Origin of the sequence: Draconibacterium sp. IB214405 (assembly GCF_033963885.1) — a bacterium.
In the GTDB taxonomy this organism is placed as follows: Bacteria; Bacteroidota; Bacteroidia; order Bacteroidales; family Prolixibacteraceae; genus Draconibacterium.
Genome location: NZ_JAXBMA010000007.1, coordinates 50923 through 64758, shown reverse-complemented (window position 1 = coordinate 64758; position 13836 = coordinate 50923). Strand labels below are relative to the sequence as shown.

At 40.6% G+C, this 13836-nt stretch carries 18 protein-coding genes; 9 read left to right on the top strand and 9 right to left on the bottom strand.

The features are described 5' to 3' along the window. Positions 1 to 117 precede the first annotated feature (117 nt). Positions 118 to 513, top strand: a complete 396-nt coding sequence (locus tag SLH46_RS20635; protein WP_320283122.1) for a hypothetical protein — start codon at positions 118 to 120, stop codon at positions 511 to 513. On the opposite strand, the gene SLH46_RS20630 is transcribed toward SLH46_RS20635, so the two are convergent. Then, entirely contained in the window at positions 506 to 1138 is a 633-nt protein-coding gene (locus SLH46_RS20630; protein ID WP_320283121.1) for a manganese efflux pump MntP, read from the bottom strand. The two genes, SLH46_RS20635 and SLH46_RS20630, sit on opposite strands and share 8 nt — an antisense overlap. Before the next feature lie 69 nt (positions 1139 to 1207). On the opposite strand from SLH46_RS20630, the gene SLH46_RS20625 reads away from it, so the two are divergent. The 3 genes from SLH46_RS20625 to SLH46_RS20615 all read left to right on the top strand — a co-directional run bounded on the left by SLH46_RS20625 (position 1208) and on the right by SLH46_RS20615 (position 3203). After that, positions 1208 to 1741, top strand: coding sequence for an RNA polymerase sigma factor (locus tag SLH46_RS20625; RefSeq protein ID WP_320283120.1), 534 nt, complete (start codon positions 1208 to 1210; stop codon positions 1739 to 1741). Next, entirely contained in the window at positions 1704 to 2141 is a 438-nt protein-coding gene (locus tag SLH46_RS20620; protein WP_320283119.1) for a hypothetical protein, read from the top strand. The genes SLH46_RS20625 and SLH46_RS20620 overlap by 38 nt, the downstream gene beginning before the upstream one ends. 90 nt (positions 2142 to 2231) lie before the next feature. Continuing rightward, positions 2232 to 3203 carry a DUF4252 domain-containing protein gene (locus tag SLH46_RS20615; protein WP_320283118.1) on the top strand — a complete coding sequence of 324 codons (972 nt, stop codon included), beginning with the start codon at positions 2232 to 2234 and terminating at the stop codon, positions 3201 to 3203. 27 nt (positions 3204 to 3230) lie between these two features. Here the strand turns inward: SLH46_RS20615 and SLH46_RS20610 are convergent, their stop codons facing one another. The 4 genes from SLH46_RS20610 to SLH46_RS20595 form a co-directional block, all read right to left on the bottom strand. After that, on the bottom strand, positions 3231 to 4046 hold the full coding sequence (locus SLH46_RS20610; protein WP_320283117.1) for a mechanosensitive ion channel family protein: 816 nt from the start codon (positions 4044 to 4046) through the stop codon (positions 3231 to 3233). A gap of 113 nt (positions 4047 to 4159) precedes the next feature. Beyond that, the gene (locus SLH46_RS20605) at positions 4160 to 4426 is read right to left on the bottom strand and encodes an acyl carrier protein (RefSeq protein WP_320283116.1); all 267 of its coding nucleotides are present in this window, start codon (positions 4424 to 4426) and stop codon (positions 4160 to 4162) included. 145 nt (positions 4427 to 4571) lie between these two features. Further along, positions 4572 to 5111 carry a GNAT family N-acetyltransferase gene (locus tag SLH46_RS20600; RefSeq protein WP_320283115.1) on the bottom strand — a complete coding sequence of 180 codons (540 nt, stop codon included), beginning with the start codon at positions 5109 to 5111 and terminating at the stop codon, positions 4572 to 4574. Next, on the bottom strand, positions 5098 to 6000 hold the full coding sequence (locus SLH46_RS20595) for a hypothetical protein (RefSeq protein WP_320283114.1): 903 nt from the start codon (positions 5998 to 6000) through the stop codon (positions 5098 to 5100). Before SLH46_RS20595 ends, SLH46_RS20600 begins: the two co-directional genes overlap by 14 nt. Positions 6001 to 6053: 53 nt before the next feature. On the opposite strand from SLH46_RS20595, the gene SLH46_RS20590 reads away from it, so the two are divergent. From SLH46_RS20590 to SLH46_RS20580, 3 genes are read left to right on the top strand one after another with little or no spacing between them, the layout of a single operon-like run. After that, a complete protein-coding gene (locus SLH46_RS20590) occupies positions 6054 to 6875 on the top strand; it encodes a peptidylprolyl isomerase (protein ID WP_320283113.1) in 822 nt (273 codons plus the stop codon). 3 nt (positions 6876 to 6878) lie between these two features. Continuing rightward, positions 6879 to 7688 carry a peptidylprolyl isomerase gene (locus SLH46_RS20585; RefSeq protein ID WP_320283112.1) on the top strand — a complete coding sequence of 270 codons (810 nt, stop codon included), beginning with the start codon at positions 6879 to 6881 and terminating at the stop codon, positions 7686 to 7688. A 4-nt stretch (positions 7689 to 7692) separates the two neighbouring features. Further along, entirely contained in the window at positions 7693 to 9030 is a 1338-nt protein-coding gene (locus SLH46_RS20580; RefSeq protein WP_320283111.1) for a peptidylprolyl isomerase, read from the top strand. Here SLH46_RS20580 and SLH46_RS20575 read toward each other — a convergent pair. Next, the gene (locus SLH46_RS20575) at positions 9022 to 9645 is read right to left on the bottom strand and encodes an HAD family hydrolase (protein WP_320283110.1); all 624 of its coding nucleotides are present in this window, start codon (positions 9643 to 9645) and stop codon (positions 9022 to 9024) included. The two genes, SLH46_RS20580 and SLH46_RS20575, sit on opposite strands and share 9 nt — an antisense overlap. Before the next feature lie 91 nt (positions 9646 to 9736). On the opposite strand from SLH46_RS20575, the gene mtnA reads away from it, so the two are divergent. Together mtnA and mtnP are read left to right on the top strand one after the other, a co-directional pair. Continuing rightward, positions 9737 to 10843, top strand: a complete 1107-nt coding sequence (mtnA, locus tag SLH46_RS20570) for an S-methyl-5-thioribose-1-phosphate isomerase (protein WP_320283109.1) — start codon at positions 9737 to 9739, stop codon at positions 10841 to 10843. Positions 10844 to 10847: 4 nt separating this feature from the next. Continuing rightward, on the top strand, positions 10848 to 11600 hold the full coding sequence (gene mtnP, locus SLH46_RS20565; RefSeq protein WP_320283108.1) for an S-methyl-5'-thioadenosine phosphorylase: 753 nt from the start codon (positions 10848 to 10850) through the stop codon (positions 11598 to 11600). 240 nt (positions 11601 to 11840) lie between these two features. Here mtnP and SLH46_RS20560 read toward each other — a convergent pair whose 3' ends face one another. The 3 genes from SLH46_RS20560 to SLH46_RS20550 form a co-directional block, all read right to left on the bottom strand. Further along, positions 11841 to 12050, bottom strand: coding sequence for a dodecin family protein (locus SLH46_RS20560; RefSeq protein WP_320283107.1), 210 nt, complete (start codon positions 12048 to 12050; stop codon positions 11841 to 11843). A gap of 136 nt (positions 12051 to 12186) precedes the next feature. Beyond that, on the bottom strand, positions 12187 to 12549 hold the full coding sequence (locus tag SLH46_RS20555; RefSeq protein ID WP_320283106.1) for a DoxX family protein: 363 nt from the start codon (positions 12547 to 12549) through the stop codon (positions 12187 to 12189). 126 nt (positions 12550 to 12675) lie between these two features. After that, a complete protein-coding gene (locus SLH46_RS20550) occupies positions 12676 to 13803 on the bottom strand; it encodes an SPOR domain-containing protein (protein WP_320283105.1) in 1128 nt (375 codons plus the stop codon). Positions 13804 to 13836: the final 33 nt, after the last annotated feature.

Below are 13836 nucleotides of genomic sequence, written 5' to 3'. Positions count from 1 at the left end.
GTCTATAAATTTAAAGACGTGAAATTACGGTTTTTATCCGACGAATTAAATGAACATTTAAAATAACGCAACTTTTTTGTGTACGAAAACATCTATAGAAAAAGAGCCGACTTAAATATGAATAAAAAAATTTCCATACTATTTGTACTCATATTCGCGATTTATTCGTGTGCCGATGATGAGCCTTCCTATTTTTTCGATTTTGGAGAAGAAAAACAGTTCAGGGTTGATGAATTTTATTCTGATCGTAGCGAGTCGCTTGTTTTTGAAATCGCTGACATTTCTGATTCGCGCTGCCCGACCGGAGTGGTTTGTATTTGGGAAGGTGAAGCGCGTGTTGAGATTGTCCTTTCAAGCCCGGAAATTGATACGCTAGAGTTGAGTACACATGATCAGATAACTGCAACTTCGGGGGATTATACGTTTGAGTTGATTGATGTTTCGCCTTATCCGGATATTGACAATCCAATAGATTTCGAAGATTATCGGGTAAAAATGAAAATTACTAAGTAGCCTGCATAAACAGGTGTTCGGCCAGAATTTTTAACCCGATAGCAATTAAAATAATACCTCCCAAAATAAGCGATTGATGGCTTCTTTTAGCCGAAATGTTTTTCCCGAACAACATGCCCAGCATTGCCGCAATAAAGGTTACCGAACCAATTACCAAAACGGGAAATAGAATCGGTATTTCAAGAAATCCAAAACTTAATCCAACAACCAATGCATCGATGCTGGTGGCAATCGATAGACCTATTAAAACACTGATTTTAAATGGATCAAAATTCTGGAGAGAACCATCATCTTTAATGCCTTCAACAATCATTTTTCCACCGATTAAAGCCAATAATCCAAATGCGATCCAATGATCCACCGAAGCGATCAGGTTTTTAACAACTTCGCCTATCAGCCAGCCGATTACCGGGAAAGTTGCCTGAAAAAATGCCAAAGAAGCTGCAACCAATGCAGCTTGTTTAAATTTGATCTCCCGTTTCATCAATCCACACGACACAGAAACCGCAAAGGAATCGAAACTTAAGCCAATACCGAGAAGTAAAAAAGTTATGAATTTTGCTGTAGTCATTGGTGCCGCAAAAGTAACAAAATTAGTTTTTCGGCCTACTTTGAGTTTGAGCACCAAAAGTATTTGATTATTTTTTTGAAAATGTTTGTTATAAAATTACAAGCAACTCGTCCAATATAACAGATGACCACTGAAGAGTTTAAAAATACGGTAATTCCATATTCGGTAAAGCTGTACCCGATGTTGTTTCGGATTCTCAGAAATGAGGAAGAAACACGCGATGCCCTGCAGGAATTAATGCTCAGGTTATGGAACCGAAAGGATGAGCTGGTGAACTGTACAAACCAATCGGCCTACATAGTAACGATGGCTCGAAATTACAGTTTCGACCTGTTGAAAAAGAAAAAGCCGCAGGCCATGGATGAGAAGCACGAATACCGAATTTTGAATATGGAAGCCGATGGAACAGATTCAGATACAAATGAACGATACGAGAAAGTAAAACAGGTGATAAAAGATCTGCCGGAGAAATACAGAACGGTTATTGAGTTGCGCGACATTGATGGTTTTTCGTTCGACGAGATTAAGGAAATGACCGGTTATGAAGTGGCCAACCTGCGGGTGATCCTCTCGCGGGCCAGGCAAAAAGTGAAAGAAGAAGTTGAAAAAATTTACGATTATGACACATCAGGAAAATATGCTCGACAAATATTATAGAGGCGAAACTTCGTTGGAGGAGGAAAAGGAGCTGAAAGCCACCGTTTCGGAAAGTAAAACAGGAGGTGTGGAGAAGGATATATTTTCTTTTTACGAGAAAGAAGCGTTTGTCCCGGAAGGACTGGAGGACGATCTATTTGCTGGAATTGAAAAGCAGGTTGTCAAAAAGAAAAGCATTCGAATGCGTTTGTACTCGGCTGTTTCGGCTGCAGCAGTTGTGCTGATTGTGTTGACTGTTTTCCTGGATGTAAGAAATAAAAAGCAGACGAAATTGGAAGACCAGTTTTTTGTAATGGAACAAGCCTTATTTCAGATGTCGGAAAGTTTGCAGCCCGAACCGGAACCTGACGATATGCTTGTTCTTTGGGTAGATGATGATGTGGAAATTATAATAAACTAAGTGTGATTTTTTAGTGGTTATTTTAATGCGAATCCCAAAACCGATGAGAGAGGTTAAAAAGGAAAAAGAAACAATTAAAAAGTTAGTGATATGAAGAAGTTAATAGTTTTTGTGTTGATGATGGGAATTATTTTTCCGGTATTGGCACAGCAGTCTCAGAGCCTGTTTGAGGAGTTAACCGAAAAATTTTCGGATAAGGACGGTTTTAGCGCCAGCATGTTAAGCAGCGACATGTTCGATTTGTATCTGAAAAAGAAAAACATAGATGAAAACTCGGAACTGGCTGAAGCATTAAAAAGTCTGGATAATATTTTGGTGGTAAGTCAAAGTCGTTTCGGATTGCCGGTAAATGAGCTTTATGGCGATGATAAACCGGCAAAACAAGAAAAGTCGGGTGTAGTAGAATTGCATGAAGAAATTCTTGACCATTATAAAGCAAATGGTTATTCGCTACTAAAAACTGAAAAGCGTATGGGAGAGGACGTAAAGGTTTATCTGAAAAAGGATGGTGGGAAGGTGGCTGCCTTGGCACTTGTAACAAGCTCAACGTCTTCGACCAACCTTGTGGAAATTGACGGAGATATTAACCTGGCAACTGTTGCTGATCTGAATAAAGTATTAAATCTACGCGGTTTGGAAAATTTGTATAAAATCGATAATTCGCGTTCCAACTTTATTTCAGGGGCAGATATGTTCAGAGCTTACAATAGTTTTGATGAGGAACAAATTGCAGCTATGGAAGCCCGGGCACGCGAAATGGCTGAGCAGGCCAAGTTGTCGGATGAGCAGATTGAAAAAATAGAACAGCAGGCGCTAAAGCAGTTCGAGAGACAACGTGAAATGGCCGAGAGACAACGTGAAATGGCTGAAAAATACGGTCGGCAGCCTATTTTTCTGAGTACACCAGGCGATACCACCACGGTATATTACATCGATGGTAAAAAGGTAAAAAGCGACAAGGTGAAGGAGTTGTTGCGACAAAATGAGGTGGAGAAAATCGAGAAAACAGATGAAGACGGAAAAACAGTAATCCGGATAAAAACAAAAAAGGCGCTTGAATAAGCGCCTTTTTCTTTGTTGTATATTTTTTTATTTCTGTACGTGTACATCCATTTGCGGGAAAGGAATATTGAGACCTTCTTTATCAAATGTTTTGTAAACATTTTCGGTAAGATCGAAATAAATACCCCAGTAATTAGCAGCTTCGGCCCAAACGCGAACCACTAAATTAACCGAACTGTCGGCCAATTCGCTAACAGCAATAAACGGTTCCGCAGGGTCGTTAATGATCCGTTCGTCGGCTTTTATCAGTTTCATTAAAACTTCTTTTGCTTTATCTACATCATCGCCATAAGCAATACCAAAAGTTAAATCTACACGACGTTTTGGCTCGGTAGAAAAGTTGGTCATCGATCCTGTTGCCAAACCTCCGTTAGGAATGATAATTGTTTTGTTGTCTGGTGTTTTCAGTATCGTATTAAATATCTGTATCTCGCTTACAACACCCGTATGTCCCTGGGCATTAATTACATTGCCTACTTTGAAAGGTTTGAAGATCAGTATCATCACACCTCCGGCAAAATTCGATAAGGTACCTGAAAAAGCCATTCCTACAGCCAAACCGGCTGCACCAAGAATTGCAATGAAAGAGGTCATTTCAACACCCATCATTCCAATAACTGCAATCCACAGCATGGCTTTTAATCCCATACCGATCAGGCTGTTCAGAAATCCTCGGAGTGAAGGGTCTAACTCTTTCTTCTCAAAGCGTTTGCGCAAAGAGCTTCTTATAATTGAGATTACCCACAAGCCAATAATTAGGGTGATGATCGCCCCGACTAATTTAGGGCCATAGAACATTACGAGATCGTAAAGTTGTTCCGATAAGCTATTTACTTTTTCCATATTGTTTGGTAATTTAATTTTTCTAAAAGATACAAACTTTCACTCTAAAAGTTCAAATAAAAAAGGGACTCAATTATTTTGAGTCCCTTTTATGAAATGAATGTTGTAATAGCCTAATTCGTTGAATAAACCAATTCTCCTCGTAAGTACAGGAGCGTGTCGTTTACATTCGCAAAACTATTTAGTTCGTCATCGTTCACTTTTATGTTGAAGATGCCTTCTAAATAGTGAGTAAAGATTGTCCAATCGATGTTGTCGAAATTCAGATCCTCATAAAACGATGCGGTCAAACAAATGTTCTCTCTGGTAACACCTGTTTTTCGCAACACACGATAGAGGTTTCTGCGTAACGACTTTTCTGTAACTGTTTCTGTTTCCATTATTAATTTTTAAAATTCGAACAAATGAATTTACGGGTCAAATATATAAATTTTCAATGAGTTACGCTTACTGAATGGTCAATAATCTGTATTCTAACTATTCTTATACAGCTATACTGACATAAAACCATAACGAAGGTTGCATTTAATCGGTAATTTCGTGTTTGAGTTTGCTGTAAATTTTAAGATTGACGTAACCGCTTGCGTGATGTTCTCCCTGACGTTCAGTTCCTTCGTAAACAAAGCCCAGTTTTTTGGGAATCTTTTCGCTGGGTAAATTTTCTTCGGCAACTTTAATCTGTACGCGGTTCATTTTTTGTTTCTGAAAGGCAAAACGAACCAGCTTCTCAACCGAAGCTGAAATAATCCCTTTACCCTGCATTTTTTCAGCCAGCCAGTAACCGAGTTCGGTTTTGCGGTTCACCCAGTCGGTGTCTTTAAAACCAATCAGTCCGGCAAATTCTTCGTTGTACCAAATGGTGTAAACCAGGTCGCTTTTGTTTCCGCTTCGGGTAATGCTTGAGATAAACGCTTCGGTGTCTTCAAGCTGGTTGGTGTAATTTACAAACGGAAGCCATTTTTTTAGAAATTCGCGGTCGCGGTCGATGGTTTGAAAAATGATTCCGGCCATTGACAAATTAATCAATTCGAGCCTTATTTTCGGATTCACTCTAATGTGTTCCATCGTTCAGTTTGTTTAAATCAAATAGAAAAACCTGCTGATCGAATCCCCGGCTTCTTTCGCACGAAACCAAAATACTGTCGTTCGTTAAAAAACAGATGCCTTCTGTTTGTGCTCCGTCGATTCCTTCGAGTTTGATATATTGGCTTTTGCCCTCGAAAAAGCGATCGCCCGGAAAATCGGAAAACAACCACATAAACGACCGGTAATTTTGATAACCTACCAGGGCCAAGGTTTTTTTATCGGGGCTGATATCGGCTCCGGTTATCAGGCATTTTACATCAAAAGTATCGGTTGGAGTTATTTCGTATTCGCCTTTTTTTGTTGCCAGTTCGTACTGCCAGGTAGTGCCGTCGCGCCAGTTTTTGCTGAAGAGGTAAAGTTTGTTTTTAAAGGCTACCATTGCTTCGCAGTCGTAAGGAGTGCTTTTGTCGGGAAAATGAAACTGTTTTTGTTCGGTATACTTAAATTCAATCGCCTTCGCTTCAAGCTTTTGCTCCTCCTTTTTCGATATGTCTTTTTTCTTGATCTTATAAATACTAAGGTCGTTGCGTGTACCCATGTTGTTTCCGAAATCGCCAATAAAAATGTGTTTGCTGTCCTGAGTCATCGCTTCCCAATCATTGTTCTTCGCGTTTTCAAACTCAATTTCGTATTTTATTTTTCCCGACTTGTTAAATCCGTACAGCTCATTTTCTCCGCCGCTGTCGTTAAATCCCCAGAAATGATCTTTGTAAATCATCAATCCTGAGATCTCGTTCAATTTATCCGCTATTTCCGGAATAAATTTTTCGGCCTCCAAAGTAATAACTGCACTACTCTCCTTTTTTTGGGGTGCTGAACACGAAAAAAGGACGAACATTAAAAGAAGGCAGGAGTGAATGTTTATCATCTTTTTATCTTTACGGAAATTTAGAGTTGTTAAAATAAGAAAATTAAACACGAATGAATAAATTAATTGTTTTAATATTAATTGCTTTTGTTGGATTGGGAATATCGTGCAGTAATGCCAAACAAAAAGACGGCAGCAGCCTTGTTGTGGTTAAAACTGATTTTGGTGACATTAAACTTAAACTGTATGACGATACACCTGAGCACAAACAGAATTTTCTGAAATTAATCGACGAAGGTTATTACGATGATTTACTTTTTCATCGTGTAATGAAAAATTTTATGATACAGGGAGGAGATCCCGACTCGAAGAATGCAGCGCCGGGGCAACGTTTAGGAAGTGGAAATCCTGGCTACACCGTTCCTGCAGAGATTTTACCGCAGCATTTTCATAAAAAAGGAGCGCTGGCAGCAGCACGTCGTGGCGGCCCGTCAAATCCTGAAAAGAGATCGAGCGGTTCGCAGTTTTATCTTGTACAGGGCGAAGTTTTTACTCCGGGGAAACTCGATACCATGGAAATGATGATGAACAGTCGTGCAAAAAATGAATTCTTACAGGAAAAATTTGCTGAGGCGAAACCAAAACTTGACGAATTCAGAAAAAATAACGATCAGGATGGCTTTAATATTTTTGTGGCTGAGTTGCGCACAAAAGCAGACAGTGCCTGGACCGAACAACCACAATTTTCTTTTACCGACGAACAACGTGAAGCTTACACTACAATTGGCGGATATCCTTCTTTAGATGGCGAGTACACCGTTTTTGGCGAGGTTGTTGAAGGATTGGATGTGTTGGATAAGATTGCTGCTGTGGAAACAGATCAGTACGATCGTCCGAAAGCGGATATAAAAATGGAGGTGGAACGTACAAAATAGCTTATGGTTAGAACCGGTTTATTCATTGTATTTATTTGGTTGTTTGCGACTTCAGTGAGTGCTCAGACGAGGATTGTCGAAATTTCTACCAATTATGGCGATATGCAATTCCGCTTGTTCGACGACACGCCAAAACACCGCAACGCTTTTGTTGAATTAACCAACCAGGGCTATTACGACGGCACCTTATTTTACCGCGTAATTGAGGATTTTCTGATTCAGGGAGGTTCAAAAAGTTCGCGAAATGCGCCTCCGGGAAAAAGAATTGGATATGGCGATCCGGATAAAACAGTCGACGACGAAATTCTGAAACATTATTTTCATAAAAAAGGATCGCTTTGTGCACCGCGTCAACCCGACGAGGTTAATCCTTTCAAACAATCCGATATTTCCCAGTTTTTTATTATCAAGGGGAGCGTTTATACCGAGGGCGCATTGGATACCATGGAAATGGCAGTGAATACTCCAATTCGCAACAAGATCGTTCAGAAATATATGACACCTGAAGTGCGGGCCCAATTGAAACAATTGAAGGAGGAGAAAAAGGTGCAAGAATTCAGGGAGTTGGCTTCCAAAATAAAAGATAATATTGAAACCGATTATAACCTAAACCGCGGTGTCCTTGAGTTTTCCGAAGCTCAGCGAGAAGCATACACTACAGTTGGCGGTTATCCTGAGTTAGACGGGAAATACACCATTTTTGGCGAGTGTATTTCGGGTTTTGATGTGATTGATAAAATTGCCGCTCTGAAAACAGACAGCAACGACAGGCCATTTAACGATGTGAAAATAACAGTGACGGTAATCAAATAGTGTTATGGTGAGACAATTTTCTTTCATATTACTTTTATTAGTTCTTCTAAGTGCCTGCGGAAACAAAGAAAAAAAGGTTGCTGAAGAGAAGATTGCTCCAACCGATAAACAGGAAACAAATGGCGGCGACGATTCGGAATTGTGGAACAAGTTGATGCCATCCATCACAAAAATCGATTCGTATGACGAAGGCCGGATTTTAGAATCGGGGCAGGGATTTTTTGTGGGGGAAGATCTGTTGGTTACAAAATATTCGCTGGTGAATCAGGCTACAGAAGTTGATGTGCAGCCCTTCGGCGAGGATAAAAAATATACGGCACACAGTTTTGTGGCGTTCGATCGTATCAACGATCTGATCATATTAAAAGTCGACAGCATTCGGCGTGAACCCATTGAATTGCAAAAAGACACCTTACCCAATTTTGCCAAATCGATGTACGTGGCACCAAAAACAGGGAAAACCTTGCAACTTTTTACCGGAAAAGTTTTAAATCTTACCAATATCAGGGGAACGAGGTTGTACCGTATTACCAACCTGATTCGGGCATCGCAGTTTGGAGCGCCCATTTTTGTGTCTACCGGGAAAGCAATTGGCGTAGCGTATTCCGGAACGGTTAATTTCGAAACGCAGAGTTTTGCTATTCCGTCGGAATTTATTTTGGATATGCTGCGAAAGAAAACCGAAACACCGGAGCCGCTGGAAATGCTAAAAAATACTTCGAACGAAAAAATAGCTGCCGAAAACCGTAAAATAAAAGGGCTGGTTTTGGAAACCGATTACGGAAACATAACCATAAAACTTTTTAATGAAACACCTGAGTATCGCGACAATTTTATCCGTTTGGCCAAAGAGCATTATTTCGATAGTTTGTTGATCCACCGTGTGATAAAAGATTTTGGGATTCAGAGTGGTGCCGCCGATACGCGATACGCCGTGCCCGGTGCAAACGTAGGTTGGAAAGGCCCGGGATATACGATTCCGGCGCATATTGTTCCCGGTTTGTATCATAAACGTGGTATGATTGGTTCGCCGCGAAAACCGGACACCAAAAATGAGCGGCGCAGATCTGATGGATCGCAGTTCTACATCGTTTCGGGGCGCACGTATTCTGATAAAGGGCTGGACGAATTGGAGGAAACCAACAACTACAAATTTTCGGCTGAACAGCGGCGTGCCTATAAAACAGTGGGCGGCTCACCCCACCTCGATGACAGTTATACCATTTTTGGGCAAGTGACTTCGGGAATGGATGTGGTAGATAAAATTGTTCAGGTAGAAACCGATCGGCGGTGGCGACCGGTAGAAGATATCCGCATAAAACGAGTGCGTATTTTAAAATAATTCAGTCATTTCCATTTCCTCTGTTAACCAGAGAGTTTTTAGTCCTGCTTTTTCGGCTGCAACGATATTTTTCTCCAGATCGTCCACAAAAAGTGTCTCTTCCGGATTAACTCCTGAAAGATTAATTACCTTCTCAAATGAACTAATCTCCGGTTTGCGGTCGTGAATTTCGTGCGAATAATAAACCGCATTAAACAGCGAGGGAAACTCAAATCCATATTGCTTTTTAAATTCAGCAAGTAACCTGTCGATGTGAATTTGATTGGTATTGCTAAATAAATAGATGTTGTAACGCGTGCTGAGTTCCTGTACTTTTTTTACTCTGTATTCCGGGATGTCCAAGATCATGGCGTACCAGGCATCGTCAATCTGTTTGTCGGTGAGCGCTGTGTCTTTTATTAGATTTCTTATTCCTGATCGAAATTCAGGGGGAGTTATTTTTCCAACTTCAAAGTTGTAAAATACCGGGTCGGCATAAGCATTTTTATGATCCAACACCTCGCCCTGACTTCCCAGTTTTTGAAACGCTTTTATTGATGCGTCAAAATCGAGGTTCAACAATACACGTCCCAGGTCGAAAATTATATTTTTTATGTTCGAAAGTTCTGCTTTCATTGCAAAAATTTAATTTCACGAAAATACGCATTTAGGGAAATCTTTTTTTAACTTCATATTAAACTTAAAACATTAGCAAGTTCGTTAGTCAATGAAAATTCAGGGGAAACATTATCATACTATTTGGGTCGATGAGCAGGATTCGACAATTATTCAGGTGATCGATCAGCGGAAATTGCCTTTTGTATTCGAGACCTTTGCACTTCGCACAGCCGATGATGCATATTTTGCTATAAAAGAAATGGTGGTTCGTGGGGCACCATTAATTGGAGTTACCGCAGCTTATGGCATGTACCTGGCACTTTTAATTTTATCGCAGAACAATTGGGAGAACGATTTAAAACAGGTTGCCGAGTATTTAAAATCCTCGAGGCCAACAGCGGTGAACCTGGCTTTTGCAGTGGATGAAATGCTGGATTTTATTTTGGAAAACAAAGAAAATGCGGACCTAAAAGAAAAAGTATTGGCAAAAGCCGCCGAGTTAAAACAGCTGGAAATTGATTACGGGAACAGCATTGGAGAGCACGGTCTGCAATTGATTGAAAAGATTTATGAAAAGAAAGGAGACACTGTGAATATCCTTACGCATTGTAATGCCGGCTGGTTGGCTTGTATCGACTGGGGAACGGCAACTGCACCTGTTTACAAAGCACATCTGAAGGGAATTCCGGTGCATGTTTGGGTAGATGAAACACGTCCGCGAAACCAGGGAGCCAGGCTCACGTCCTACGAACTGGGCGAGCAAGGAGTGCCGCACACTGTTATCCCCGACAATGCCGGTGGCCATTTAATGCAGCACGATATGGTGGATCTGGTAATTGTTGGCAGCGACCGAACGACTGTAACCGGCGATGTGGCCAATAAAATAGGAACCTACCTGAAAGCATTGGCTGCCCACGATAATCGGGTGCCGTTTTATGTAGCACTGCCTTCGAGTACATTTGATTGGGAAATGCACGACGGTGTGAAAGAAATTCCAATAGAGCAACGAAGTGCGGATGAGGTTGCCGAAATTGAAGGTTGGCACAATGATTTGATACAAACGGTTCGCCTTATTCCGAAGAACAGCCCGGTTGCAAATTATGGTTTCGATGTTACTCCGGCTCGTTTGGTGAGCGGTCTGATATCGGAACGTGGCATTTGTAAAGCTGATAAAACGAGTATTTTAAACTTATATCCTGAAAAGATAAACAGATAGAATCATGATAAAAATTGCAATAATAGGAGGCTCCGGCCTTGAAGATCCTGCCATTTTAAAAGAAGCAAAAGAAGTTGCAGTGGACACGCCTTACGGTGCACCTTCGTCAACTTTTAAATGTGGTAAAATTGGCGATGTTGATGTAGCTATTTTGTCACGACATGGTCGCGATCATTCCATTCCACCCACAAAAGTGAATAACCGAGCCAACATTTGGGCAATTCGCGAACTGGGATGTACGCATATTTTTGCCACCACTGCCTGCGGAAGTTTGCGTTTGGAGATCGGTCGCGGAGACATTGTTTTTCCGCATCAGTTTATCGATTTTACGCGTTTCAGGAAGAGTACTTTTGTTGAAGATTTTGAAGACGGGAATCTTGATCATCCCGCAATGCCGGAACCGTTTAGCTGGAACATGAGGCAGATGTTAATTGAACAGGCTAAAGAACTGAATCTGGGATATCATAAAACAGGAACAGTAATTACTATTGAAGGACCGCGCTTTTCGACACGTGCCGAATCGAATATGTTTCGGATTTGGGGAGCTGATATTATAAATATGTCAACTGCGCCTGAGTGTGCACTGGCCAACGAACTGCAAATTCCGTATGCAGCTATTGCTTTGAGTACCGATTACGATAGCTGGAATGTTGATGAAGCACCGGTTACCTGGGAGGAAGTGCTGAAAGTATTTAACGAAAATGTAGAAAATGTGATAAAGCTGTTGGAAAACACCATCGCGGAGTTTAATAAATAGCCAACTTTGAACGATTGAAATTGCTCTTTGGCATAGCATTTGTAAATAGAATTACAACTGCTTCAAAGCCATGAACCGCAGTTTTTTTAACCGTTCAGTAAGTTTAAATAATTCACGCCAACCTGGATGTTGGCTATTCAGTTTCCGGCGGCATCTCTCCACAAGAGACGCCGCTTTTGTTTTTATTCACCCGGAAATTCTTCAGGGGAAGTTCGATCTGTAATTTAAAAAAATGAGTGTCTAATCCTGGTATTTGAACGACACCTTCATTTTAATGCGGTAACATTCAATTTCGCCTTCGGTAATGTGCATATCCATTTGGCACACTTCGGCAATTCTCAGGTCGCGTAACGATTTCGATGCCATGGTTATGGCATTTTGAGCAGCTTTTTCCCACGATACGGGGCTGCTTCCCACGAGTTCAATAACTTTGTACACACTGTTCGGCATAACGTTTCAGTTTTATGGTTATAAAAAATTAGAAGTGTTTTGGTGTACGAAGTTTGCCCGAAATTAGTTCTGAGCTAAAAGGATTTTTCTGCAAAGCAATTAGCTGGGAGGGAGAGTTTTTGCAAGCAAGATCAGCTTACATTATAAACCGGCTTATACTTACCAAAAGTAGAAGAACAAAAAGGATGAGGTTCAGAATCATTTCATTCTGCTCAAACCGTTTGAGATGAACAATTGCAGCAAAAACCATCATTATTGCGAGTCCAAGCGCGGCCAACGGAATTAATATTTCAAAAACACCGTAAACACCCGGCAAGAAGAGACCCAATGCTCCCAGTACTTCAAACGAGCTAATTATTTTTACCTGTTGTTGCGAAAAGTCATCAATCCAGTTAAAAGATGTCGACAGTCTATCTTTGCTTAAGACCAGTTTTAAGGAGCCGGAGGTCAGAAATAAAGTGGCTAAAATAATTTGAATAATCCAGAGCGCGATGTTCATAAAAGCAGTTTTTGTATTAACGTTTCTAAACTGTTTTTGTTATTTCACAAGCGATTTAATTAGCTGTTATTCTTCGGTGTTATGCCGAAATATATTGTTGTTTGGCTTAAGACTGATTTTTGTAAACTATTTTCGGTAGACCCAAACCTCTGAGCCCGGGTTGTCTTCCATGTATTTTGTTTTGGCTGAATCCGCTTCACTAAATGTGTTATAACTTGCTATTCCAACAATAAAGAAGCGGCCTTTTTTACCCACATGAAATGCATCGTATCCTTTCTGCTGAAGTTCCTGCAGGTAAGTATCGGCATTTTCTTTTACCGAAAAACTTCCTCCAACAAGGTAGTATTTTACCGATGGTTCTGCAACTTCTTCTTCCTCTACCGGAATATTTTCAACAGAATCAGTAGCTAAAAGTGTATCAGCAACATTTATTTCCAATGAATCGGTGTTAATTGTATCCGGTATTATCTGCGCCGGTTCTTCAGTGATTTCCTGTTGCGTATATTCGGGTGTTATTAGCTCGGAATCGGCTTTATAATAACCCTTGTAAAAAATAAATCCGGCCACCGCTATCAACGGAATAAGAATAAGCAGCAACAACCAGGCTTTTGATTTCTTTTTCTCTTCTTCCTTAACCGGTGGAGGTGTTGGTTGCGATTCCTCTATTTTTGGTTCTTCGGTGGTTGTTTCCTCTTCCTTTATCTCTTCCTCTACGTGTTTTTCTTCCTCTTGTTGTGTTTCCTGTGGCTCTTCATTTAATTCAGCTGCTTCTGTGATCTCCGGTTCGACAACCGGTGCAGGTGCTTCTTCGGGTATTACTTCAGGCTCCGGTTCAGGTTCCGGCTCGCGCATCGACATGGGTTCAAGACCAAAAGAATCGAGAAGCATATTTTCTTCTTCAGAAGCCTGAAATTCGATTTTGCCCTCTTTATCGTATAAAAACGTACCTACGCCTTCAAATTCAACTTTTTGTCCTTTGTCGAGTTTAAACAAAATATCTTCCCGCTCTTTTTCTATTCGAACCAGGGCTTCAAAATGCGCGATATGGAGCTTTTCGGCAATATGACCAACCAACAATCCGTCGTTGTTCTTCAATTGCGGATTAAAAGAAACAGTTTTTGACGGTGGTTTTATTTCGTCGCTGTTTTCGCTAATTTCTGCAGGTTGGTATTCTGAAACAAAGGCACCCAAACCGGGAATAATTACAATATCGTGTTGTAACAGAAGTGTATATATTTCTTTTCCGAAGCTCACATCAATGAATTTAGATGGTAAAATTACAAAACA

Bases quoted from the DNA above. Each gene is read 5' to 3' on its own strand.
- SLH46_RS20635 (WP_320283122.1), top strand. From the start codon at position 118: ATGAATAAAAAAATTTCCATACTATTTGTACTCATATTCGCGATTTAT.
- SLH46_RS20625 (WP_320283120.1), top strand. From the start codon at position 1,208: ATGACCACTGAAGAGTTTAAAAATACGGTAATTCCATATTCGGTAAAG.
- SLH46_RS20620 (WP_320283119.1), top strand. From the start codon at position 1,704: ATGACACATCAGGAAAATATGCTCGACAAATATTATAGAGGCGAAACT.
- SLH46_RS20615 (WP_320283118.1), top strand. From the start codon at position 2,232: ATGAAGAAGTTAATAGTTTTTGTGTTGATGATGGGAATTATTTTTCCG.
- SLH46_RS20610 (WP_320283117.1), bottom strand. From the start codon at position 4,046: ATGGAAAAAGTAAATAGCTTATCGGAACAACTTTACGATCTCGTAATG.
- SLH46_RS20605 (WP_320283116.1), bottom strand. From the start codon at position 4,426: ATGGAAACAGAAACAGTTACAGAAAAGTCGTTACGCAGAAACCTCTAT.
- SLH46_RS20600 (WP_320283115.1), bottom strand. From the start codon at position 5,111: ATGGAACACATTAGAGTGAATCCGAAAATAAGGCTCGAATTGATTAAT.
- SLH46_RS20595 (WP_320283114.1), bottom strand. From the start codon at position 6,000: ATGATAAACATTCACTCCTGCCTTCTTTTAATGTTCGTCCTTTTTTCG.
- SLH46_RS20590 (WP_320283113.1), top strand. From the start codon at position 6,054: ATGAATAAATTAATTGTTTTAATATTAATTGCTTTTGTTGGATTGGGA.
- SLH46_RS20585 (WP_320283112.1), top strand. From the start codon at position 6,879: ATGGTTAGAACCGGTTTATTCATTGTATTTATTTGGTTGTTTGCGACT.
- SLH46_RS20580 (WP_320283111.1), top strand. From the start codon at position 7,693: ATGGTGAGACAATTTTCTTTCATATTACTTTTATTAGTTCTTCTAAGT.
- SLH46_RS20575 (WP_320283110.1), bottom strand. From the start codon at position 9,645: ATGAAAGCAGAACTTTCGAACATAAAAAATATAATTTTCGACCTGGGA.
- mtnA (WP_320283109.1), top strand. From the start codon at position 9,737: ATGAAAATTCAGGGGAAACATTATCATACTATTTGGGTCGATGAGCAG.
- mtnP (WP_320283108.1), top strand. From the start codon at position 10,848: ATGATAAAAATTGCAATAATAGGAGGCTCCGGCCTTGAAGATCCTGCC.
- SLH46_RS20560 (WP_320283107.1), bottom strand. From the start codon at position 12,050: ATGCCGAACAGTGTGTACAAAGTTATTGAACTCGTGGGAAGCAGCCCC.
- SLH46_RS20555 (WP_320283106.1), bottom strand. From the start codon at position 12,549: ATGAACATCGCGCTCTGGATTATTCAAATTATTTTAGCCACTTTATTT.